This window comes from Lactimicrobium massiliense, from assembly GCF_900343155.1.
GTDB lineage: Bacteria > Bacillota_I > Bacilli_A > Erysipelotrichales > Erysipelotrichaceae > Bulleidia > Bulleidia massiliensis.
Genome location: NZ_OUNG01000001.1, coordinates 1 through 22,764, shown reverse-complemented (window position 1 = coordinate 22,764; position 22,764 = coordinate 1). Strand labels below are relative to the sequence as shown.

Here is a 22,764-nt window from a genome sequence, read left to right as displayed (position 1 = left end):
TTTGTATTTTGTAAGAATACAAGGCGTTTTTTTTGATGGCCAAAAGGTCCGTATTTTTTTGGATGATTTTCTAAAAAACACTTGACAGCCAAAAATCAGCCTTTTTTACACAATCCGAAGGAAATTGTAGGAGGAAAAATTCATTATGATTTCCATTGATTCTGTTAAGTGCGTAGATGACATTTTAGCCAAGGCCATTGATATGGTCGAGCAAAATATAAGCTGCTATTGTACGCAGCCAGGTGTTGACTTCACTCGGATACGTGCACTGCCCGCTGGTATTCTGATTCGCTTCCTTATCCAGAAACAGGCCAAGGCATTAAACCAGGAACTCTCTGATTTCTTTGTTTCCAAAGTCCCGCCGTCTGCTTCAGCTTTCTGCCAGCAGCGTTCAAAGCTCGATCCCGAAGCTCTTGAAAGAGTAATGCACTTAATGACTGAAAACATTCCTGGAACCAGATTCTTCAAAGGCTATCGTGTATTCGCTTGTGATGGATCAGATGTACGTATCCCTTATAACCCTGATGATCCAGAGACATTTCTGAAGAATGATGAGAACAGCCAGGGCTACAATCAGCTTCATCTCAATGCTCTGTATGACGTTCTGAATCGCGTATATACAGACGCTATGATAGATACGAAACAGAAGTCTCATGAGAAAGGCGCTCTGCTTGATATGCTTAAAGCCCATGATCTGCCAGCCAAAACGATTATTACTGCTGACCGCGGCTACGAAAGCTATGAGCTGCTTGCCTATATGCTTGAAAACAGCATTCACTTCGCCATTCGTATAAAGGATATATTCAGCAGCGGGATCTTATCTGCCATTGATCTGCCAGATGAAGAATTCGATCGAGATATCACTCGTATATTGACAAGAAGCCAGACGAAAGAGATCAAGCAAAACAAGCAGAAATACGTATTCCTGCCATCAAACGTAAATTTCAGTTATCTGGATTTTGATCATCCGTTCTACAATATGACTTTCCGTGTCGCCCGTTTCAAAATCACGGACGGTACTTATGAGTGCCTGGTTACGAATCTGCCCAAAGATGAATTTTCCATCACTGAGCTTAAGGAACTTTACCATATGCGCTGGGAGATTGAAGGTGCATTCCGCCACTTGAAATACGATACAAACATGGTTTACTTCAATTCAATCAAGCAGAAAAACGCAAGACAGGAAATCTATGCCGCTCTCATCATGTACAACTACACCCAGCTTCTGATCAATGCTGTGCCGGTAGAAAAGGATGGCAGAAAATGGACGTATCAGATTGCTTTTAAGCCTGCCGTTACGAATGCGCGATTATTCCTGAAGAAGCTTATTACGACAAAAGCATTCATAGACAGAATAAAAAACTTCCTGAGTCCCGTACGACCAGGAAGAAAGTTCAAGCGCAATATAAAGTCACAACCAGCAAGACTGTCACTCTATAGAGCTGCCTAAGCAACTTCATTATACGAGGTCAGCCTTTGGATTCAATGATAAAGTGACAGATTGCTCAAAAGATGTTTTCGTCATGCCTTCTTTTTGAGAACCTCTGGATTGTCCTCTAAGAGCTGATCAAAAAAGAAGCTGAGTCCTGAAGAATAACATTATTATTCTTCATCCAGCTTCTTAACTTAACGGGTCAAAATCTCAATATCACTTTCATGAGCTTATCTTAATGACATTGTCCAGACAGGAAGTCTTTTTTCATGCAACGCTATTTTCAAAGATTTAGTTGATGAGGCTGTAAACACCAAAATATCATGAGCTATATGCCTCATAGAGGTTAATTGGCATTTTAAGCTTTGGGATCTCCGCACAGGTAAATGGAATCTGTTCAAACATTGTTTCCATGTATGCTTCTGATTTCCATTTGCGCATGTCCAGCCTGTACTTTAAATATTTCTTCATGACGATCCAATTCAAATAACCCTGGAGATGTCTTGTGCTGATACCATGTTTCTGCCTGATCATGTTTTTTAGCTCAGAGTGAAGCTCGTTTACTTCAGATACTGTATTGCCCTTTGGTGTTAAATAACCGTTAGATGGAATAATGTCACTGTTGAAGTGATTATCGCCCACGAAAGTTTGAATGCTATGGCTGTCATCACTGATAATTGTTGAATGCGCTGCGAAGTGAGAGCTGTATTGATTCAGAATTTCTGCACTCTCTCTGCCTAATCCTCCAATTTTAAAGAGAATATTGTCATGCTCATCAATAGCTGTTACCAGGCAGATCTTGTGATGGCTGGTGCCAGGTAAAGCACGCTTGGTTGAATGACGGCGATGCTTTCCACGCTGTTTGCTGAATCTTGGCATTTTATCCTTCCTGGTCCCTTTCAGGTTGATTTTGGTATAAGTAGGATCCAATTCAACATTTCCACTTAAGACCACATTATTCTGAATCTTTGCTGCAGCCTGATATAACTTGTGACGCATGTTGAAGCAGGTAGTAACTGATAAGCCTGTAGCTACACTCTGCTGAGTCAGAGTCATTCCGTTAAGCTCGCCAGAGATAAAAGTAGTCCAGATATCAAAGCTTGTTCTGGAATGAGTAAACATCGTACCTGTTGTTGCCATAAAAACAGATTTGCATTTTTTACATCTGTATTTCTGACGATTATGTGGGTTAAAGCCATTCTTAACAAAGTGAGTTGAACCACAATGAGGACATTTCTCAACATGCAAAGAGAGATTCTCGTAATTTGTTGTCGTACAGTTTACTTTCTCTCTGAATAGCTTTTCTAAACCAACACGAATGAATTCAATTTCGACAGGAGATAAAGAATTCAGGAAATTCTGATTAACGAGCATATCATCACCTCAACTGAAGTCATGATAAGTTATAGATATTAACTTGATGTACTTGTTCGGGTACATCAACTATTTATTTGAAAATAGCGTCATGCAAAAAAAACTCCTCTGGCCGTATGCCAGGGGAGTCTGGAATCTGTCTGCCGTTAATCCGCAATCACGGTAATCGTGCAGCTGCTGAAGGCACTGCGCTTGAGCTTCTGCCCGGTCACATCATTGCCGGATCCATCCGTAATGGTTACCTGACCAACCGTTTCCTTGCCATCTGTATGTTCTTCTGAAATCTTCTTTACACTGAGGCCATTGGTCTGCAGCCATGCTTTGATTTCATCATAAGTACCAGATGCCGGCAGGGTAAACTTGGCTTCCGGTGAGGTAAAGGTTGTACATACCTGCTGGCCGTCACCGCCAAGCTTCTCATAGCCATAATAGCCGCAGACCTGTGTTTCCGTCTCCGGTTCCAGGTTGTCAATTGCCTGTGTATAGTTTTCCGAAGAAGTCGCAATCTCAGCCAGCTTATTGCCATTCTGCGATACCGTTGCCTTGTACTGAATCGGCCCGTATACCCATGAATAATCAAACATGCGGGTACCGGTCGCCGCCTTGATGACAGTATTGCCATCTTTCAGTGAGATGTCCTTGGTCGCTGAAGCAACGGTCAGCTTGCTTGTATCTGGATACGCTGCCCAGTTGAACTGGACTGTATTGTCATCATCCGCCATTGAAGCAGTGAAGCTGGAAAGATCAGAGATCGAGCTTGCCTTTTCCGGATCAGCGAGTGTCTCATAGCCTTTCTTGACATAGCCGGTGGTGATGTACTTGCTGTCCATACCGTCAATTGTCTTGACATACGGGAAGACACCCTTGATATGGGTAATCTCAACAACATCATCCGGCTTGGTCAGATCAGCAGGGGCAGAACCATCTGAATACATCGTATCCAGCAGATCAGAACAGATCTTGCCCGGAATATTCAGGCTGTCCCAGGCATCCGTGAAGTAGGATGTCTCATTGGCATCGGCTTTATCGAAACCATTCCATGCGGCAATTGTGTATTCACTGGTCGCACACGTCATCCACTTGTCTTTCCGCGCACCCTCCGGAATGCCATATTCCAGACCGGCATCGCCATAGTCAGAAGTGCCGGACTTGGCAAATGTCTGATAATCACGCTTCAGGATCTGCGCATAGTTGTACTCAGAAGAATTGACAACTTTGTTCATCATGTATGCGGACAGATACGCAGCCGCATCAGAGAGAACCTGCTTTGGCTGATAATCATCCAGATCAGATACCGTGATCGGATCCTGAAAGCCGGAACGGTAGGTGATGCCTGTAATGCAGTGCGGCTTGATGTACTTGCCGCCGTTATACAGCATGGATGTTGCACCGGCAATTTCCTCCGGATTGGTTGTGAACTGGTTGCCGCCAATCGCCCAGGAAAGATCAAATGTACTGGCACTGTATTGTGAGAAGTCAAGTGACTGGAAATAATCTTCAACGGTATTCAGACCGACTTTGGAAATTTCTTCCTGCAGAGCCTGAATGGCAGGCGTATTCAGGGAAGTCTGGATCGCATATTCCAGTGTGACATCACCATGGTAAACACCGTCAAAGTTCTGGAATACCCATGAACTGGAACCAACAGGTTTATCGGTAACCACATGACTGGTTGCCCAGCCCAGATATTCAAAGGCAAGGGCATAGGAGAAGAACGGTTTTACACAGGATCCAGGGTTGTGATAAGCACTGGTCGCATGGTTCAGCAGCATTGCCGAATTGTTTGTCGTGTAGTTGCGGCCGCCGCCAATGGCAATGATTTCACCGGTACTGTTATTGACAGTGATGAAGCCAACCTCCATGTTGTCGCTTGGATAGGCGATGCTATCGACATTGCCGGCACAGATCTGATAGCTCTCATTCTGCACATCAGGATCCATGGCTGTCTGAATATCCATGGCAATGGTCAGCGGATCCTGACCGGTAATGGTCTGTGCTTCCGTCAGAACCTGATCGATATATGCCTGGTTCGGATCGGCATCGGTTGATGCTGTATCCTGACTGTGATCATACAGCAGATCTTCTACCTTGATGCTCTTGGCAAGATCATGTTCTTCCTGGGTGATGTAGCCATGCCGCAGCATCATATCCAGCACCTGATTGCGCCGCTGGGTGGAATAGTCGAGATAATTCATCGGATCATAGTAGTAAGGAGAATTGATGATGCCGGCCAGCAGGGCACTCTCAGCAAGATTCAGCTGGGTGACACGCTTATTGAAGTAATACTCTGCTGCTTTTTCAACACCGCGGATATTGCCCGAACCACCGAAGTTCATCTTGTTCAGATACAGCTCAAAGATTTCCTTCTTGCTGGCCTGTTTCTCCAGCTCCATTGCCAATGCAATCTGCTGCACCTTGTATTCAATATCACGGTTGGCAGTTGTGGAACCATCATCGGTAAAGAAGTAAGTCAGCTTGACCAGCTGCATCGTGAAGGTTGATCCACCCTGAGAGGCGGAACCGCTCTTCAGATTGCGCACGGCACTTGCAGCAAATCTTGCCACATCGAAGCCATTGTGCGTAAAGAAACGGGAGTCCTCAATCGAAAGGAAGGCATCAATCAGAGATTCCGGAATCTCATCATACGTGACATTCTCACGCAGCGTCTGGCCAACGTCGGAAATCTGGTTGCCGTCTTTGTCAAAGATCCGGGTTGATTCCTGCGAATACAGTTCCTCAATATTCAGCGTCGGTTTGTCTTTGAGCATGGCATTGACCGTCACCATCCCGACCGTGCCAATCACTGCCTCAAAGCCGACCAGCACCGCCAGCAGCACGGTAAGAAAGCTGAACCAGTCAAACTTCTTTCTCTGGATGTGCATATTTGGATCTTTCTCTTTCTTTTTTCTCATGTCGTACTCCTTTTACTGAAATAGAGCCTGTCTACAATCTGCAGATAATCAACAGGCTTTGTATACGAAGAAGGAATCAGATAACATTCCTTCGCAAACCATGCATGGGGGATGGAAGAACGGTCTGCCCGGTGAATATAGGACAGAAACGATTCAGCCGGACAATAGAACGTCTCATTCAGCCGTACAAAGCGCACAATCACAAAGGCAATGGCACCATGGCGCAGCACGGCTTCCAGATGTGAAATCTGGTGGGGATGAATACTCTTCAAAGGAAACGCTGTCAGCAGCTGATTGTCCTTGGCCTCAAAGTCTATGTACTTTCCCTTGTAGATGCCGTTGTAGTCAGTTGTACTTGGCAGCTTGAAGTATGCCTCGGTAATTTTGGCGGCAGAGCGGCGGGGATAATCCACATGGACAATCGTCACCGGCGTCGGCTTTTTATAAATCACTGCCTGATCACAGGCAAGATACGTTTTATTCGTCAGATTGATCTCTTTTTCAAGCTCCATGCCGCGGTCACTGGCAGAAATCTTACGGGCATCTGCTGCCATCGTGGACACAGGCTTTTTGCCATTTGGATAATTAATCATGTCTTATATCAGCCACCATTGAGATTATACAAGTGTTCACATAATTAAGGAAGAAAAGAAAATATCGTGAAAGATGAATCAGAAAACACATTTTCATGTCAGAGAAAAAGCTGTCAGTGATCATACTGATTACTGGCAGCCGGATTGACATGGATCAGCAAACAAGAACATAAATCAGGTTATTCTTTGGTTTTGCCATCAGACTTTTGATCTGGAAAGATCAGTCTGACCAGAACAGTAAGAGCAATCGAAAACGTGGAAAGCATCAGTCCTTTTTTTATCCCAAAGAGGAGTGCTCCTAACGCAAACATGGCGGCAAATAAGACAATATATCTGGTTAGAACATGCATCCGATAAATGTTCCTCCTAATACAACGATTGCCTGCTTAATGTCCGTGATTAGCATCACTTTAGCTTGAGCAGCTGTAAATCCCGCAGTATATACTATGCATCCGGCTAATTTATTGGACCAGTCCGGTCTGGATGAATGCTCTTTGTAATCAAGCCAAGCCCGGCAGCTTTTCGCATTTGAAAATCCGTAGTTCCAATAGTAATTGCATCCGTCTACTCCCTCACCGCTTTGTGCTGAAACTGATGATGGTGTAATGGCGAATACGAGAAACAGTGACATGGTAATTGAAACAGCGATTTGCACGACTTTTTTCATTGTAATCTCCCTCAAGAATATGCTGTGCGAATGTAAAATGTTGTTTCCTGATATGTCTTTACTAAGATTAGAATAAAGTAAGGCTATTAAAATGTCAATATATACACAAAAAGCATATTATACACGTTTAAATTTCTCCTTGGCTCGCAAATGTCGGATTCTTAGAAAGACATTGATTTTCTGGTGTATGGATGCGATAATTCTATGACAGGGAGGAAATCATGCATGGCAGATAAACTGAATCTGGATCCGGTTACGATTGTCAACAAGAAATTTGGCGTTGACTTCAAGGGCTATGATCCAAATGAAGTGGATCATATGCTGGATCAGGTCATTGAAGACTATCAGACATATCAGGACATGGTTGACTCTTTGAATGCCAAGGTGGCTGATCTTGAGAAGACGAATGCATCTCTGCGTGCCCGTCTGATTGAGGTCGAGGGCAAAGAGAGGGCCAGAGATGAGGATGGCGATCCGATGATGCAGGGCGCCAGCAATGTCGATATTCTCAAGCGGTTAAGCAGGCTTGAGAATGAAGTCTTCAATAACTCTGGCAGTCAGAACCGCAAACATTGAAAGTGGAACACTCGGGCAGCCGCTGGTATTTTGCCAGAGGAAAGTCCATGCTCGCACACGCTGCGATGCGTGTAGTGTCTGTGCCGGCCGAATCAATAAGACCGGGCACCCGCAAGGGTGACGGCGGAACGGAAACCTAAGGGCTTAGGCCTATGGCGGATGTCCCCAAGGTGTCACAGTGACGAAGCCATGCTGGAAACGGCATGGGTGGAACGCGATAAACCCCGCAGGCGAGAAACCCAAATCAGGTAGGGGAACTTGGAAGGACGAATTGAAGTCCGGATGAGCTGCATTCGTGCAGAGATAAATGGCTGCCACCTTCCTTCGGGAAGGGACAGAACATGGCTTACAGAGTGTGAAATTTCAAGAGGGCACTGTCCCTCTTTTCTTATGTGATATACTAATTCTGTTTCTTGATGGAGGTTATATGAATTTACCAAATAAACTGACAATTGCCAGAATGGTCATGATTCCTGTCATTATTCTGGTGTACCTGTTTCCCTATACCGCCTGCGGCATCCAGCCATCACACCTGATGGTCGGTTCTGTGGATCTTTCTGTGATCAATATCATCGTGCTGTTACTGTATGTCCTGGCAGCGATTACCGATGCCATTGACGGACACATTGCCCGCAGCCGCAACATGATCACAACCTTCGGCAAGTTTGCGGATCCGATTGCCGATAAGCTGCTGACAACAAGCATGTTCCTGCTGTTTGTCTCCAGAGGCATCATCCCGGTTGTACCTGTCATCATCATGGTTGCCCGTGATACGATTGTCGATGGCTGCCGCATGGTTGCCGCTACCAATGGCAAAGTCGTGGCGGCTGGCATGATGGGCAAGCTGAAAACCGTTCTGCAGATGGTTACCGTTGCCCTGGTGCTGCTGAACAATCTGCCATTTGAACTCATCGGTCTGCCAATGAGCGATATCCTGCTGTGGATGGCAGCGCTTGTGTCCATGATTTCAGGCATTCAGTATTTCAATATGACCAAAGAAGACATCATGGAGTCAAAATAATTGCACTTTTTTCAGGGAGCTGCATGATAGAGCTGCTATATAGAAATAAAGGAGATAAGTAAGAGATGACAAAAAAAGAAGAAACAGGAGCTTCCCAGGACAGCCGCCGGGATCAGCTGCTGAACGATGCTCTCAAAGCAATTGAAAAGGAATATGGCAAAGGCAGTATCATGCGGCTTGGCGATCGTGCCAATGTAGCGGTTGATGCAATTCCTTCCGGTTCCATCACTCTGGATGCTGCCCTTGGCATTGGCGGCTATCCAAAGGGAAGAATCATCGAGATTTATGGTCCAGAATCTTCTGGTAAAACAACCCTTGCCCTGCATGCCATTGCCCAGTGTCAGAAGCAGGGAGGCAGATGTGCCTTCATCGATGCTGAAAATGCCATCGATCCCCAGTATGCCAAAGCCCTTGGCGTTGATATTGATGAACTCATTCTGTCCCAGCCGGATTCCGGTGAACAGGCTCTGGATATCTGCGAAGTGCTCGTTAAGAGCGGTGCCATTGACCTGGTCGTCATTGACTCCGTTGCTGCTCTGGTACCGCAGGCAGAACTGGATGGGGAAATGGGAGATTCTTCCGTTGGCCTGCAGGCCAGACTGATGTCCAAGGCCATGCGCAAACTGGCCGGTGCCATGAACCATTCCAATACGACTGCGATCTTCATTAATCAGCTGCGTGAAAAGGTCGGCATCATGTTCGGCAATCCTGAGACAACCCCAGGCGGCAGGGCACTGAAGTTCTATGCGTCTGTGCGGCTGGATGTACGCCGTGGGGAAGCACTCAAAAACGGCAATGATGTCTATGGCAATGTGACCAAGATCAAGGTTGTTAAAAACAAGGTGGCGCCGCCATTCAAGACAGCTGTTGTCAATATGATTTATGGCCATGGCATTTCCCACGTGGATGAGGTGCTGAACCTGGCTGTGGAACATGACATCATTCTTAAATCCGGTGCCTGGTTCTCATACCAGGGCGAAAAGATCGGCCAGGGCTTTGCGGCCGCAAGGACATGGCTGGAAGACCATCCTGATACAATGGAACTCATCACGGATCAGATCAAGGAGATTCTTTTCCCGCATGATGAAACTGCTTCAGCAGATGCCCAAGCAGTACAGAACTGACTGCATACTTGTTCGAATGAAACCGATTGCACAGTACTCTGCAGACGCACAGTGCTGTGCTTTTTCGTGCTTGTGAAACAGCGCTTTCAAAAGTATAATGACTTATGGGAGTAAATTCTCATAAGATAACAGCTAATGAAATGGAGGTCTTGTTATGAATCCCATATCGATTGCCATTTTAGCTGTGATTGCTGGTATTGTCATCGGTATCATCATTATGATGATTGTCGGCAAAATGGGGCTGGACCGTGCCAAGGAACAGTCTCATGACATTATTGAAGAGGCAAATTCCAAAGCTGAAAATACTGTCAGTCAGGCAGTCCTGTCCGGTAAGCAGCAGGTAAGTGAAATGAAACTTGCGGCTGAGAAGGAAATGAACGCAGCCAAGAGTAAAATCCAGGCGGATGAAAACCGCTTGCTGCGCCGTGAGGACAATCTGAAACTGCGTGAGGACAGCCTTGCTCAGAGGGAAAGAAAACTCAGCGATAAAACCAAGAGCGCCGATGCAAAGCTTGCAAATCTCAGCAAAATGGAGGATGAACTGCAGCAGAAGATTGATGAGCAGCTGTCAGTTCTGGAAAAGACAGCACATATGTCCCAGGACGATGCACATAAGGAACTGATGGACATTGTTGCCAAGAAGTCTGAGAAGGAAGTGGGCGAATACATTCGTGAACAGCAGGATGAAGCCGAGGCACAGGCAAGTGCCAATGCCCGCAATATCATCGCCACAGCCATTCACAGATATGCACAGGAAGAAACGATTGAGCGTACGGTATCGACCGTAACACTGCCATCAGAGGAAATGAAGGGCAGAATCATCGGCCGTGAAGGACGCAACATCAAGGCAATTGAACAGGCAACCGGCGTCGATCTGATCATCGATGATACACCGGATGTCATTACCGTATCCTGCTTTGATCCGATCCGACGTGAGATTGCACGCCAGTCTCTGGAAACTCTCATGAAGGACGGCCGGATTCAGCCGGGCCGGATTGAGGAAGTTGTGGAAAAGACAACCCGTGATCTGGAAGACAACATCATGAAGATCGGCAATGAGACGATCTTCAAGCTTGGCATCGGCCGGATGAACAAGGAAATGATCCGTCTGGTCGGACGGCTGCGCTATCGTTACAGCTATGGTCAGAATGCTTTGCAGCATTCCATTGAAGTCGCCCAGTTTGCCGGTGTCATGGCCGCTGAACTCGGCCTCAACCAGGCTCTGGCCAAGCGTGCAGGTCTATTGCATGATATTGGCAAAGCCGTTGATTTTGAACAGGAAGGCAGCCACGTTGAGCTTGGCGCCAAATATGCCCGCAAGTATGGTGAGAATGCGATTGTCATCAATGCCATTGAATCTCATCATGGTGATACGGCACCTCAGGATATCATCGCGCTGCTGGTCGCATCTGCAGATACGCTTTCTGCCGCACGACCTGGAGCTCGCTATGAATCCATGGAAGGCTACATCAACCGTCTGGAGTCACTGGAAAAGATTGCCGGCAGCTTCGATGGCGTCGAGCGTGCCTTTGCCATTCAGGCAGGACGTGAAGTCAGAGTCATGGTCAAACCGGACAAGGTGGATGATGTCCGCATGGTAAAGATTGCCCATGATATCCGCGAAAAGATTGAAAATGAACTGACGTATCCGGGCCAGATCAAAGTTACGCTGATACGTGAAGTCAGGGTTCAGGAACTAGCCAAGTAAAAAGACAGTGCTCCATGCAGAGCATTGTCTTTTTTTTTTTGCGTTGCATATGCGTTTCATATCAATTAAACTTAAGACAGGTTGAGAAACTTAGGCCATTCCGCTAAAACGGAATGTCCGGAAGGGCAGTTTCATAATGAAAATTCTATTTCTGGGTGACATTGTTGCCCAAAGCGGTGTATCAGCTGTGTGTGCTTCCACACCTTTGCTGCAGGCGCAGTATCACCCGGATTTCATCATTGCCAATGGTGAAAATGCGGCCGACGGCAAAGGCATGACCAAGGAACTTTATACACGTTTGAAAGCAGCCGGCATCGATCTGATTACACTGGGCAACCATGCTTTTTCCAAACGCGCTTTTCTGCAGGATGCTGAAGACTGTCCGGATATCATCTGGCCGGCTAATATTGGCAGCTATGCACCCCAGAGGCCTGTTTTGATCCGTATCGTCAAGGAAAAAAGAGTTGCAGTGCTGAATATCCTTGGCAATGTATTCATGAACGCTGATTATGAGGATCCAATCCTTGTCACCAAGAAGATCATGAATCATATCTCTGCGGATATCATCCTGATTGATTTCCATGCTGAGGCAACAAGTGAAAAAAGCATCTACTTCCAGTATTTCAAAGACCGTGTCACAGCCATGATCGGCACCCATACCCATGTGCAGACCGCAGATGAAAAAGTCGAAAACGGCTGTGCCTTCATCAGCGATGTGGGGATGTGCGGCCCGTATGATTCCGTGCTTGGCAGAGACCGCAATGAAGCCATGGATCATGCCATCACCGGCTGCTCACACTATCGGCCGTCTGATAAAGAAGCAGTCGTATGCGGGCTGATGATTGACATTGATGATCACACCAACCGTGCTGTCTCGATTGAACGCATCCAGCTGCGGCCAGGGTCTAATGATTGAAAGAAACCGGTGTCAATGCTAAAATAGTTTCCGATAAGGAGGCTTATACAATGCCAGTTACAGTTGATAAGGATCTTTGCATCGGCTGCGGTGCCTGCACAGGTGTCTGCCCGGTTTCCGCACTGTCTCTTGATGACAACGGAAAGTCCCAGTGTGACGAGAGTGTCTGCATTGATTGCGGCACATGCATCGGCACATGCCCGGTTTCTGCTATTTCCCAGAAGTAAGCAGAAAAGGATGGATTGATTGGAAGAAAGACCAGCATCTGCTGGTTTTTCTTTGGCCGCTGTCTTGCTATAATATGGCCTCGGAGATAATGAAATGGAAAATAACATACTGAAAATGCCTGATCTGAAACAGGCAGCCAGCCGTAGTCGGAAGGCTTCCCAGGTGGAACATGATCTGTTCCATCTGCCCGAGGCTGCCCAGACACTCGGCCGCAATAAAAAATACTATCTGCGCACCTATGGATGCCAGGCAAATGTCCGTGATGGGGAAACCCTTGCCGGTATTCTGGAACTGATGGAATATACGCCGTGTGACAAACCGGAAGATGCTGATCTTCTGATCTTTAATACATGTGCGGTCAGAAGAACTGCTGAACTGCATGTGCTTGGTCTGGTCGGTGCATTGAAGGAACTCAAAGAGAAGCATCCGGAGAAGATTTTCTGCATCTGTGGATGCATGGCGCAGGAAGAAGCCGTCGTCAAGGAAATTCTGAAAAGCTATCCGCAGGTCGACCTGATCTTCGGCACCCACAATCTGTACCGCTTCCCGCAGCTGCTGCTGGATTATCTTGACCGTAAGGAAACAACTGTCGAAGTCTATTCCCAGGAAGGGGAAGTCATTGAAGATCTGCCGGTCAAGCGCAGTGATTCCTGCAAGGCTTTTGTCGATATCATGTATGGCTGCAACAAGTTCTGCACATACTGCATTGTCCCGTACACAAGAGGCAGAGAGCGCTCCCGCCTGCAGGCAGATATCCTCAAAGAAGTACAGCAGCTCAAAGATCAAGGCCGGAAAGAAGTCATTCTGCTGGGCCAGAACGTCAATGCCTATGGCAAAGATCTGGGCATGGAAGATGGCTTTACCACTTTGCTCAAAGAAGTAGCCGAAACAGGCATTGAGCGCATCCGCTTCTATACATCTCATCCCCGTGACTATTCCCGTACAACGATCCTTGCCATGAAGCAGTATCCCAATATCATGAAGGCACTGCATCTGCCGGTGCAGTCTGGCTCAGATGATGTCCTGCGAAGGATGGCCAGAGGCTATACCGCAGAACAGTACAAGGCACTGTTTGATGATATGAAAAATGAAATGCCGGAGATTGCCTTTACGACTGATATCATTGTCGGCTTCCCGAATGAAACTGATGAAGACTTCCAGCAGACACTGGATCTGGTAGACTACTGCAGGTATGATGCTGCCTATACATTTGTCTATTCACCGCGTTCCGGAACACCGGCTGCCCGCATGGAAGACAGCATCCCGGCAGAAGTCAAACGGAAGCGCCTTCAGATTCTGAATGAGAAAATTGCCCATTATGCCAACCTTGCCAATCAGCCATATCTTGGTCAGACTGTCAAAGTGCTTTGTGAAGGTCCATCCAAGAGAAATGACAAAGTTTATACAGGCTACAGTGAGAAAAACAAGCTTGTGAATTTCACCGGTCCTGATGGACTGGCTGGAAAGATCGTCGATGTGAAAATCAAAGAGGTGCATTCGTTCTCGCTTGATGGGCAGGCATTGTGAAAACAGGCCTGAATGTTTATAATAAAGGCGAATTCCAGCAACTTTAATGGAGGATAATTTATGAGCAAAGTTCGCATATTTGCGCTCGGCGGTCTTGATGAAGACGGCAAGAATATGTATGTCGTCGAAAACGGAAATGACATCTTTGTCATGGAGTGCGGCCTGAAATATCCCGAAGGGGAACAGTTCGGCGTACAGATGATCATTCCGGACTTCAAGTATCTGCAGGAAAATGAGAAGCGCATCCGCGGTGTGTTTATCACCCATGGCCATGATGATGTCATGGCAGCCCTGCCAAATCTGCTGCAGGTGATGCCGCATGTACCGGTATACATGGCACCATTAACTGCCATGATGTTTGAAAGAAGAGCAAAGAAACTCGGCCTGAAGGATTTGAACATCCATCGCATCAGACGCAATTCCCGCTTCAAGATTGGCAGCACAGAGATCCGCACCTTTGGCACAACCCAATCCATCGCCGATGGCTTTGGCATTGCCATTGGCACCGATGACGGCTTTGTCGTCTATACCGGCGAATTCATTGTTGATTATGATACCAAGAATGAAGCTTTCTCCTTTGATGTCACCAACATCACGGATCTTTCCAGTGCTGGTGTACTGGCATTGATGAGTGAGTCCGTCGGCTCAACCAGAAATGGCCACTCTGCACCAAATCACCGCATCACGGAACAGATTGAACAGTACTTTGATGAGACCAAAGGCCGTATGTTCATCACGCTGTTCAATCAGAATATCTACCGCGTGATGGAAGTCATTGAGCTTGCCAATAAGTATAACCGCAAGGTCATGATCTATGATGATGAGCTCAAGGATCTGATGAATGATATGGCCAAACTTGGCTATTACCGCATTCCGGCAGGCCTGGAAGCACCGCCGAGCCAGTTTACCAATGACATGGACAATGTCATTGTCATTATTGCCGGCAATGGCTCCAACATCTTCCAGAAGGTCCACAAGATTGCGACCAAGGAAGATGATGTCATTGAGTTCAGACCATCGGATACTGTGATCATTGCTTCTCCGGCTGTGCCAGGCACAGAGCGTGAGGAAGCCAGCATGGAAGATGATCTGTACCGTGAAGCCGGCCGTGTGATTGCTGTGGATGCCAAGCGTGCCTTTACCATGCACGCATCCATCGAGGATCTCAAGATGATGGTATATCTGCTGCGGCCGAAGTACTACATCCCGGTCAAGGGTGAATACCGCCAGCTGATTGCCAATGCCAACATCGCCCTGGATATGGGCTACAAAGCAGACCGGATCATTGTGATGGATAATGGTCAGATTGCAACGATCATCGATGGGCAGCTGCAGAGAAACTTTGACCGCATCGATGCTGAGGATGTGCTGGTCGATGGCAATGAAAACCTTGATGCGACCGGTATGGTCCTCAAAGACAGAGAAGTGCTTTCCACCGATGGTGCCATCATTGTAGGTGTTGTCATCAATCACAAGACCAAGGAAATTATCGGCGGTCCGGATGTACAGAGCCGCGGCGTGATCTATCTGAAGGATGCGGACTACATCGTGCAGGAAATCGGCAATATCATGGAAAAGACCATTACGGATGCCGTCAAGGAAAAACGTTACGATAATCTCAACTGCCGTGCAGAGGCACGTGACAAGATTTCACGCTATGTCATGCGTGAAACAGGCAAGCGGCCGATGATCCTGCCTGCCATTGTCGAAATCAATACAAAAGATTAGGAGGAACTGTGACGCAGAAGAAAAAGAAAAACACAAGAAAGTCAAAAGCACGCATCCGTCAGGAACAGCAGGAAGAGCTCAGACAATGGATCATGGTCGTACTGACTGCGGCATTGCTGCTGATCGGACTGATGAGAACCGGAACGGTTGGCATCTTTCTGTATAACCTGCTCCGGTATGTGCTGGGAGAATGGTTCTGGCTGATTCTTGCGGTCACTGTACTCTGGTTCCTGATTGCCATTGCTTCAGGAAAGCAGGATGCGGATGATGAAAAGAACCCGCTGCCGATGATCCTGGTGATTCTTGATCTTCTGCTGCTGTGCGGTTATTACACAGCCGGCCCATCTGTGGTCGGCTTTTCCGCTTTGAAGCCGCTGCTGACAAATATCAAAAGCTATTTCCAGACAGCTGTTACAGTATCCCCAGGCGGCGGTATCTGCGGCAATGGTTTATATGCCCTTGTGTCTATTCTGTTTGGCCGCAGCGGCACCGTTGTGATCATGATTGCCATTGCCTTGATTGCGACCGTTCTGATGGGCTTTATGGATGCCTATAAGAATGCCTTCCAGTATGTTGTTGATTTCTTCAGGGCACCGGAAAAGGAAGAACCGGAAGAGAAAGAGGAAGTGGAAGATAAGGAACATCCCAATCTCTGGAAGATGGTTTCTGAACACCAGCAGAAGAAGGCACATTTCATCAATGCGGATGAAGCTGTGGATGATGTCCCGCTGCAGGATGTACAGAAGAAACTGGAAGAGGGAGAAGAAGTTGTTGTCCGCTTTAAACCGACCAAGATCAGCCACAGCGGTCTGTCTGGTATTGATATCCGCGTGGACGATGATCAGGATGATACAGACAACATTGAACTGCTCAGTGATACAGAACCTGCTTTGGAAGATACGCTGAAGATGCAGCAGCCTTTAAGCCAGGAAAAGGATATCTTCATGAATGTGGATGATCTTGCCGATCATACGGAAGCGAAAGAATATTCTGAGCCTGAACCGCAGCCAATGGAACCGGCAGAGCCGGAGCCAGAGCCTGTCAGACAGACTGAAGTACAGGAAGGTAAAGCGGAAGAAGAACCTGTACCTGTCAATCTTCCTGAACGTGAAGGGGAGACTGCCCCTGCATCAGACGCAAAGCATGGGACTGTGGATTACCGCAATTACCGCCTGCCATCCATGAATAAAGTGCTGGATACGCTGCCGGCTCATTCATCCAATGATGAAAATCTGGCGGCTGCCAAGCGCAAAGGACAGCAGCTGATTCAGGCTCTGGAGACATTCGATATCAATGCCAGACTCAAGGATATGCATATTGGACCTTCTGTTACGCAGTTTGAAGTACAGCCGGATGCCAATGTCAAAGTATCCAGAATTCTTGGCCTGACGGACAATATCAAAATGCAGCTGGAAGCACGTGATATCCGTATTGAGGCACCGATTCCAGGCCGCAATGCCGTAGGCATCGAAATTCCGAATGAAAAATCTACGCCGGTCAAGCTGCGTGAACTGGTGAACTCTATTCCTGCCAAAGACAAAGATCAGCCGCTTGTTTTCTTTCTGGGAAAGGATCTGCTTGGACAGACCATTACCTGCCGAATTGACAAGATGCCGCATCTTCTGATTGCCGGTGCCACTGGTTCCGGTAAATCAGTCTGTATGAACTCCATCATCTGTTCTCTGCTACTTAGAACAAGGCCGGATGAAGTCAAGATGCTGCTGATTGACCCGAAAAAGGTAGAGTTTACACCATACCGCAATATTCCTCATCTGATCGGACCGGTGATCAATGATCCTGCCCAGGCTTCCAATGCCCTGAAGGTCATTGTGCGCATCATGGATGAGCGCTACAACATCTTTGCCGCAAATGCAGTCCGCAACATTGCCGGCTATCATGCACTGCTCAAAAGCAAGCCTGCCGCTGAACAGGCACGCATGGACAAGATGCCTTACATCGTTGTCATCATCGATGAGCTTGCTGATCTGATGCTGGTGGCAGGCAAGGATGTCGAAGCTTCCATTCAGCGTATCACCCAGCTTGCCCGTGCCGCCGGCATCCATCTGATTGTTGCCACACAGCGGCCAAGTGCCGATGTCATCACCGGTATCATCAAGGCTAATATTCCAAGCCGCATTGCCTTCAGTGTATCTTCATCGATTGATTCCCGTGTCATCCTGGATCATACTGGTGCCGAACGCCTGCTTGGCAATGGCGATATGCTGTATATGCCGATTGGCCAGAACAGTGCTACCCGTATCCAGGGTGTCTTTGTGACCGACGAAGAAGTACAGCGGATCTGTGATGCACTATCCCCATGGGCACCGCTATACGATGATTCCTTCATCATGCTGGAAGGCGTCAACGACCAGGAAGGCGGTGCTGTTGCCGGCATCTCTGATGATCCACTGTATCAGGAGATCAAAGACTACGTCATCGATGTCCAGAAAGCAAGCACCAGTCTTCTGCAGAGGCGTTTCGGGATTGGCTACAACCGTGCAGCCCGCATGATTGATGAGCTGGAAAGCACTGGCATCATCGGTCCGGCACAGGGTTCCAAGCCAAGGGAAGTCTATGTAAAAAAGGACCGCCCCAAAGATGATGAATGAAAAAGCAGGAAGTTAGTGCAAACTAATTGAAGCAGATTCTGTTCTGGTTTATCATAATAGGGCAGGAGGAATATCCCGATGAACTTCGCTGACTTGCTTGTGCTGCTGCCGATTGCAGTGGCGTTATACTTTGCATTCCGTTACGTTGCTAAAAATGGTGTTGAGTCCTGTGACTGCGGCTGCAGCAGCTGCCACGGTTCCTGCTCTCAGTTTCAGAAGCAGCTGAAGAAGGCAAAGAAAGAGCTTGATGAAGAAAAGCTGCTTGGATTATTCTGATTGCCCAAAGTCGTCAAAATGTTCCACATACAGCAGATTTGCTTAGGTAAATCTGCTTTTTTGTTTCAAAATCTGCAGATTTGCACGTTTGCACAGCATTTTTCATTCCGGTAGGATACTGCCATAGGAGGAAGATAAGATGTTTACAAACTGTGTTCTGGTAGGAAAGGTGAAGGAGGTTCCAGTGGTAGAAACAAGCGCAAAGGGAAACACATATGCCCATGTCATGATTGAATGTGAGCGTTCCTTTCCCAATGCGGATGGAAGATTGATGAGTGATGTATTCCGGGTAGTTCTCTGGAAGGGGATTGCGGAGGAAATGGCAGCCGCCTGCCGGGTCGGCTCACTGATTGCCATCAAAGGCAGGCTGGAATCACACAGCTTCACGCGTGAGGATAAAGAATACTGGATTCCGGATATCATTGCTGAAAGAGCACGTGTCATTGCTGCATAACGGATAGAGCTGGCTATCAGCTCTTTTTCTGATCATCAGGCAAAGATGTTAAGATTTTTTGATTTTGTCACCGTTTGTTAATTGTTACTGTTTTGTCACGAATACTACTTTCTATGATCTTCCAGAACACTGAGGATGCGCTGTACGTCCTTCTGACTGTCCGCTTCATAGATCGGATCTCTTCTACGCTCGCCCACCTTTACGCATTTGTAGTGTTTGCCATATCGATTGATGTACATTTCTTCAGTAAAGGCATCAATCTTCACAGTAATAGGTGTCTTCTGATAGATTTCGAGCATTACTCCATCAGCGTCAAAGGCTTCATATAATGAGTTTCCCATCGAAAACATATTGTTTCTCATGGTCCTTGGATATTCCGCATAGAACACGGCAGAATAATCAAAATCTGTCGGAAGCGGACGAAATGCATCGACTGGATCCAGAACCGGGAATGAGAACTTTGCGTTGAGATAACGAATGTACTTCTCATTAAACCAGCGGTTCAGCGTGTTGTAGTTATGTGGAATATGGAATCGAATGATATCATTCGGAAGGCGTCCCTGAGCAGTGCCGTTGTACCGCTCTACACGTCCTTTAGCCTGTGGTGAATTGGCAAAGATCATCTTGATATCAAGACGGGCAAGCATGTCCGCGAACTGTGACGGCTTTCCGGATTTAACACTTCTGAAGACAGAATCCTTGTCAGAATATGTTGCCATCGGAACACCGTACTTTTCAAGGATTAGACGCATCATGCGTGCATATCCTCTGGTACACTCTGTAGGCATGAACCATCCTGCGAGCACTTCGGTTCCTGCATCATCTACTGCCAGATGCAGTGCGTAAGCTCTGCCATCGTTAAACCAATCATATGGAGTGCCGTCAATCTGGATCAGCTCTCCGCGGCGGTCTCTCGGCCTACGAATTGGATGCGATACATGCGAACCATCTGTTCGAATCGGCTTGGCACTTGGTGACTTCCAACCTTCTCGTACGAAAAGATCTCTGAACCAAGATTTACTTCTATCCTTCAGTCCATATTTCGCTGCATCTCCTTTCCTCTCAGGATCTCTTCCCCAGATTACATCCTCTCGGTAGATATCTCTGAATTGTGCTATGGTAATGCTTGGATATGCTTTCTTGAATTCTTCTAAGTAACTGACTTCTTGGTCGGAGGCAGTCGTTACTGGCTTCTTGCCGGTATTACCATGAACAAGGATAGATTGCATATCCTTTTCATTCAGCTCCCCCGCAAGCCGTATAAGCTGTCTCTTACTGTAACCAGTTTTCTCAGTTATCTCTTGGTAAGTGATATGTGGATCGCTCTGCTTCTGAATCAGAAGTTTCAACGCTCCGGACTTGTCTTTATCGTTCTTCATAGAACACCTCCAATGAGGCATTCTACTCAAATACTGATATCCATCCCGTAAAAGGGTGACATTTTCAAAAAATCAGAAAGGTGACATTTTCATTTAACTATTACAATCATCAGGCAAAGAATCAAAAAAAGGGAGGAGAAATATATCTGAAATGGTTAAGCCTATCTATCCATTTTCCAACGATATTGCGTTCTGTGTCTCTCTTGGAGAACATCCAGCATTAACAAACAGTTCATTGAACGATCATGAACGCACAGCAGATCTCGAATATGGACCTGCGAAACAAGTCAGTCCGCTTTTGTATAAGAAAAGAAGGAACGTATCCTTCCTTCTCAGTTATCTACATGGTACAGCACGATTGTTCCTGTCTGTCTTGTCTTGTTCATGTCGATCAGACGCTGATTCTCACTTCCGCGGAATTCCAGTGAGATATTTTTCTTGTCCAGCATGAACGGTCCATCGACAAGGACATCCAGATAGGAAAGCATTTCATCGGTAACTTCTGTGTGCTTTCTTTCTCCAGGCAGCAGATCCTTGTCGAGTACAAAACCGGTATAACTCCAGATATCTTTCTGAGGATACATCTGTCTGACTTTCTTCAGCAGATGAACAAGCACCCGCTGGTTCTCCGGTTCAAACGGCTCACCACCCAGCAGTGTCAGACCCTGGATATATTCGTGATCCAGAGCTTTCAGAATTTCCTGCTCAGTTTCTTCTGTATAAGGCTTACCGAAGTTAAAATCCCATGTTTCCTGCTGAAAGCAACCTTTACAGTGGTTGGTGCATCCCGATACAAACAGGGAAACTCTGACACCTTCGCCATCCGCAATATCATATTTCTTTATATTTCCGTAATACATGATAATCTCCTGTACACACAAGAGGAAAGACATCCGTCTTTCCTCTTTGTTTCTGCATTAGTGAATATTTACAATTTCAAAGTGGACAAGATACCAGCGTAATATGTAAAAATATACAATTTCAAAGTGAATATTGCAAATATTTTGCGGTACATATTCACTTTAAAATATACAATATCAGAGTGGAAATTTAATGTCAACTCGCAATTGGCCCTCTATTTCTGCCAATAATTTGCGATAACTGTAGTTAATGCTATAGCTATGGCTGCAGCTGTAGCTGTAGCAGCTTGTATCGCGGTCACGGCGGCTGCAGATCAGATGAATAGCTCGATGCTTGAATTTATTGATAATGATTTCCCAAGCTTTCTGATGATATGCGAAATTACATCCTGTTGAAGATTCATCAGAAAGATCGGCTATTTCTGCAACGTTATGACAGTAGTAGCCATCAGGTGTACGATCAGTATCTGAGATATGTGTGTGAAGCACTGAAACAGGCAATGATGAAGCAGAGCCTTCTTCACGCAAATGAAACACCATTCGAAGTGATCAGAGATGGCCGGGCAGCAGGATCCAAATCCTACATGTGGGTATACCGGACCAATGCAAAGCTTCCTGGGCCAAAGGCAATTCTCTATCAGTACTGCCCAACCAGAGGACATGAGAATCCAAAGAATTATCTGAAGGATTTCAGCGGCACTCTGGTGACAGACGGATATGGTGCCTACCACAAGCTGGCGAAAGAAGATCCAGCAAAGTTTAAAGTGGCTGGATGCTGGATCCATTTGAAACGAAAGTCCCTGCGATCATAAAAGCAAATGGTAAGAAGTTCCAAAATCCAATTGCCACAGAGGCGGTACGGAAAATTCAAAGGGATCTCTGATTTCATTCAAAATCTGACATTGACTTATGAAAACGCTTACCATAATATTTTGAATAAGGGAGAATGTAAGACTAATGATAATAGAAAAGATGAAAATAAATTTAATGCAGTAACAAAAATCACAGGAGTAGATGATTTTGTTGATACGATGCCTGAAAAATATAATTAACAATTAGGAAGTTAGTTTAAAGATGGAAGACAATTGTCCGGCGTTCAGTGGCAAAAAATAGCTATGGCTAGATGTATTTACAGACCTGCATCATTATATTTATTTGATGAAGCAACTTCAGCGTTAGATTTAATGTCAGAAAAGAAGTTTTATGACATGTGTTGTTGCCAAATCATAATGACTGGAAAATGCTAATTAAAATGTCTCATTATTGCTTGATATAATGTCTCTGCAGTTAGAAAGGAAAAACCGCAGAGACTATTTGATTTTCGACCCAAGTATCTCCACGGCTGGCATAAAACCATGCTTATTATAGCAGGTGCAGAAT

20 protein-coding genes and 1 other RNA gene are annotated in these 22,764 nt (G+C 46.3%); 15 read left to right on the top strand and 6 right to left on the bottom strand.

Translation table 11 applies throughout. The features are described from left to right. Positions 1–145: 145 nt before the first annotated feature. Positions 146–1,450 carry an IS4 family transposase gene (locus DHU66_RS00110; RefSeq protein WP_108773886.1) on the top strand — a complete coding sequence of 435 codons (1,305 nt, stop codon included), beginning with the start codon at positions 146–148 and terminating at the stop codon, positions 1,448–1,450. Between the two features lie 303 nt (positions 1,451–1,753). Here the strand turns inward: DHU66_RS00110 and DHU66_RS00105 are convergent, their stop codons facing one another. The 4 genes from DHU66_RS00105 to DHU66_RS00090 all read right to left on the bottom strand — a co-directional run bounded on the left by DHU66_RS00105 (position 1,754) and on the right by DHU66_RS00090 (position 6,978). Next, positions 1,754–2,806 carry an IS1595 family transposase gene (locus DHU66_RS00105; protein ID WP_108773885.1) on the bottom strand — a complete coding sequence of 351 codons (1,053 nt, stop codon included), beginning with the start codon at positions 2,804–2,806 and terminating at the stop codon, positions 1,754–1,756. 146 nt (positions 2,807–2,952) lie between these two features. Further along, entirely contained in the window at positions 2,953–5,718 is a 2,766-nt protein-coding gene (locus tag DHU66_RS00100) for a transglycosylase domain-containing protein (protein ID WP_108773884.1), read from the bottom strand. Then, positions 5,715–6,311 (bottom strand): Holliday junction resolvase RecU, encoded by a 597-nt coding sequence (recU, locus tag DHU66_RS00095; RefSeq protein WP_108773883.1) that lies wholly within the window; start codon positions 6,309–6,311, stop codon positions 5,715–5,717. The genes DHU66_RS00100 and recU overlap by 4 nt, the downstream gene beginning before the upstream one ends. 337 nt (positions 6,312–6,648) lie before the next feature. Beyond that, the gene (locus tag DHU66_RS00090; protein WP_108773882.1) at positions 6,649–6,978 is read right to left on the bottom strand and encodes a hypothetical protein; all 330 of its coding nucleotides are present in this window, start codon (positions 6,976–6,978) and stop codon (positions 6,649–6,651) included. 225 nt (positions 6,979–7,203) lie between these two features. Here DHU66_RS00090 and DHU66_RS00085 point away from each other — a divergent pair, with 225 nt between their 5' ends. The 12 genes from DHU66_RS00085 (at position 7,204) to DHU66_RS00030 (ending at position 19,145) form a co-directional block, all read left to right on the top strand. Next, a complete protein-coding gene (locus DHU66_RS00085; protein ID WP_108773881.1) occupies positions 7,204–7,554 on the top strand; it encodes a DivIVA domain-containing protein in 351 nt (116 codons plus the stop codon). A gap of 7 nt (positions 7,555–7,561) precedes the next feature. Next, an RNA gene (rnpB, locus tag DHU66_RS00080) (RNase P RNA component class B) lies at positions 7,562–7,908 on the top strand. A gap of 73 nt (positions 7,909–7,981) precedes the next feature. Continuing rightward, positions 7,982–8,575, top strand: a complete 594-nt coding sequence (gene pgsA, locus DHU66_RS00075) for a CDP-diacylglycerol--glycerol-3-phosphate 3-phosphatidyltransferase (RefSeq protein WP_108773880.1) — start codon at positions 7,982–7,984, stop codon at positions 8,573–8,575. Positions 8,576–8,640: 65 nt separating this feature from the next. Further along, on the top strand, positions 8,641–9,699 hold the full coding sequence (recA, locus tag DHU66_RS00070) for a recombinase RecA (protein WP_108773879.1): 1,059 nt from the start codon (positions 8,641–8,643) through the stop codon (positions 9,697–9,699). A 154-nt stretch (positions 9,700–9,853) separates the two neighbouring features. Further along, the gene (gene rny / locus DHU66_RS00065; RefSeq protein ID WP_108773878.1) at positions 9,854–11,407 is read left to right on the top strand and encodes a ribonuclease Y; all 1,554 of its coding nucleotides are present in this window, start codon (positions 9,854–9,856) and stop codon (positions 11,405–11,407) included. 136 nt (positions 11,408–11,543) lie between these two features. After that, positions 11,544–12,323 carry a TIGR00282 family metallophosphoesterase gene (locus tag DHU66_RS00060; protein ID WP_108773877.1) on the top strand — a complete coding sequence of 260 codons (780 nt, stop codon included), beginning with the start codon at positions 11,544–11,546 and terminating at the stop codon, positions 12,321–12,323. 50 nt (positions 12,324–12,373) lie between these two features. Beyond that, positions 12,374–12,550, top strand: a complete 177-nt coding sequence (locus DHU66_RS00055) for a 4Fe-4S binding protein (protein ID WP_108773876.1) — start codon at positions 12,374–12,376, stop codon at positions 12,548–12,550. 94 nt (positions 12,551–12,644) lie between these two features. Continuing rightward, positions 12,645–14,078 carry a tRNA (N6-isopentenyl adenosine(37)-C2)-methylthiotransferase MiaB gene (gene miaB, locus DHU66_RS00050; RefSeq protein WP_108773875.1) on the top strand — a complete coding sequence of 478 codons (1,434 nt, stop codon included), beginning with the start codon at positions 12,645–12,647 and terminating at the stop codon, positions 14,076–14,078. 60 nt (positions 14,079–14,138) lie between these two features. Further along, on the top strand, positions 14,139–15,806 hold the full coding sequence (locus DHU66_RS00045; protein WP_108773874.1) for a ribonuclease J: 1,668 nt from the start codon (positions 14,139–14,141) through the stop codon (positions 15,804–15,806). Positions 15,807–15,814: 8 nt separating this feature from the next. After that, positions 15,815–18,415 (top strand): FtsK/SpoIIIE family DNA translocase, encoded by a 2,601-nt coding sequence (locus DHU66_RS00040; protein ID WP_245309292.1) that lies wholly within the window; start codon positions 15,815–15,817, stop codon positions 18,413–18,415. Positions 18,416–18,493: 78 nt separating this feature from the next. Beyond that, a complete protein-coding gene (locus tag DHU66_RS00035; protein ID WP_108773873.1) occupies positions 18,494–18,691 on the top strand; it encodes a FeoB-associated Cys-rich membrane protein in 198 nt (65 codons plus the stop codon). Positions 18,692–18,830: 139 nt separating this feature from the next. Beyond that, positions 18,831–19,145, top strand: a complete 315-nt coding sequence (locus DHU66_RS00030) for a single-stranded DNA-binding protein (protein WP_108773872.1) — start codon at positions 18,831–18,833, stop codon at positions 19,143–19,145. Positions 19,146–19,249: 104 nt separating this feature from the next. Here the strand turns inward: DHU66_RS00030 and DHU66_RS00025 are convergent, their stop codons facing one another. Together DHU66_RS00025 and nrdG are read right to left on the bottom strand one after the other, a co-directional pair. Beyond that, positions 19,250–20,524, bottom strand: coding sequence for a DDE-type integrase/transposase/recombinase (locus DHU66_RS00025; protein ID WP_167836185.1), 1,275 nt, complete (start codon positions 20,522–20,524; stop codon positions 19,250–19,252). Between the two features lie 332 nt (positions 20,525–20,856). Further along, a complete protein-coding gene (nrdG, locus tag DHU66_RS00020; RefSeq protein WP_108774455.1) occupies positions 20,857–21,384 on the bottom strand; it encodes an anaerobic ribonucleoside-triphosphate reductase activating protein in 528 nt (175 codons plus the stop codon). A 374-nt stretch (positions 21,385–21,758) separates the two neighbouring features. On the opposite strand from nrdG, the gene DHU66_RS00015 reads away from it, so the two are divergent. Together DHU66_RS00015 and DHU66_RS00010 are read left to right on the top strand one after the other, a co-directional pair. After that, entirely contained in the window at positions 21,759–22,196 is a 438-nt protein-coding gene (locus DHU66_RS00015) for an IS66 family transposase (protein WP_108773870.1), read from the top strand. 6 nt (positions 22,197–22,202) lie between these two features. Beyond that, positions 22,203–22,436 carry a hypothetical protein gene (locus DHU66_RS00010; protein ID WP_108773869.1) on the top strand — a complete coding sequence of 78 codons (234 nt, stop codon included), beginning with the start codon at positions 22,203–22,205 and terminating at the stop codon, positions 22,434–22,436. The last annotated feature ends 328 nt before the right edge of the window (positions 22,437–22,764 follow it).

Coding starts and splice junctions, on each gene's coding strand:
- DHU66_RS00090 (WP_108773882.1), bottom strand. CDS start 6,978: ATGAAAAAAGTCGTGCAAATCGCTGTTTCAATTACCATGTCACTGTTT.
- DHU66_RS00110 (WP_108773886.1), top strand. CDS start 146: ATGATTTCCATTGATTCTGTTAAGTGCGTAGATGACATTTTAGCCAAG.
- DHU66_RS00025 (WP_167836185.1), bottom strand. CDS start 20,524: ATGAAGAACGATAAAGACAAGTCCGGAGCGTTGAAACTTCTGATTCAG.
- pgsA (WP_108773880.1), top strand. CDS start 7,982: ATGAATTTACCAAATAAACTGACAATTGCCAGAATGGTCATGATTCCT.
- nrdG (WP_108774455.1), bottom strand. CDS start 21,384: ATGTATTACGGAAATATAAAGAAATATGATATTGCGGATGGCGAAGGT.
- rny (WP_108773878.1), top strand. CDS start 9,854: ATGAATCCCATATCGATTGCCATTTTAGCTGTGATTGCTGGTATTGTC.
- miaB (WP_108773875.1), top strand. CDS start 12,645: ATGGAAAATAACATACTGAAAATGCCTGATCTGAAACAGGCAGCCAGC.
- recU (WP_108773883.1), bottom strand. CDS start 6,311: ATGATTAATTATCCAAATGGCAAAAAGCCTGTGTCCACGATGGCAGCA.
- DHU66_RS00015 (WP_108773870.1), top strand. CDS start 21,759: ATGCGAAATTACATCCTGTTGAAGATTCATCAGAAAGATCGGCTATTT.
- DHU66_RS00105 (WP_108773885.1), bottom strand. CDS start 2,806: ATGCTCGTTAATCAGAATTTCCTGAATTCTTTATCTCCTGTCGAAATT.
- DHU66_RS00060 (WP_108773877.1), top strand. CDS start 11,544: ATGAAAATTCTATTTCTGGGTGACATTGTTGCCCAAAGCGGTGTATCA.
- DHU66_RS00055 (WP_108773876.1), top strand. CDS start 12,374: ATGCCAGTTACAGTTGATAAGGATCTTTGCATCGGCTGCGGTGCCTGC.
- DHU66_RS00035 (WP_108773873.1), top strand. CDS start 18,494: ATGAACTTCGCTGACTTGCTTGTGCTGCTGCCGATTGCAGTGGCGTTA.
- recA (WP_108773879.1), top strand. CDS start 8,641: ATGACAAAAAAAGAAGAAACAGGAGCTTCCCAGGACAGCCGCCGGGAT.
- DHU66_RS00010 (WP_108773869.1), top strand. CDS start 22,203: ATGGTAAGAAGTTCCAAAATCCAATTGCCACAGAGGCGGTACGGAAAA.
- DHU66_RS00045 (WP_108773874.1), top strand. CDS start 14,139: ATGAGCAAAGTTCGCATATTTGCGCTCGGCGGTCTTGATGAAGACGGC.
- DHU66_RS00085 (WP_108773881.1), top strand. CDS start 7,204: ATGGCAGATAAACTGAATCTGGATCCGGTTACGATTGTCAACAAGAAA.
- DHU66_RS00100 (WP_108773884.1), bottom strand. CDS start 5,718: ATGAGAAAAAAGAAAGAGAAAGATCCAAATATGCACATCCAGAGAAAG.
- DHU66_RS00030 (WP_108773872.1), top strand. CDS start 18,831: ATGTTTACAAACTGTGTTCTGGTAGGAAAGGTGAAGGAGGTTCCAGTG.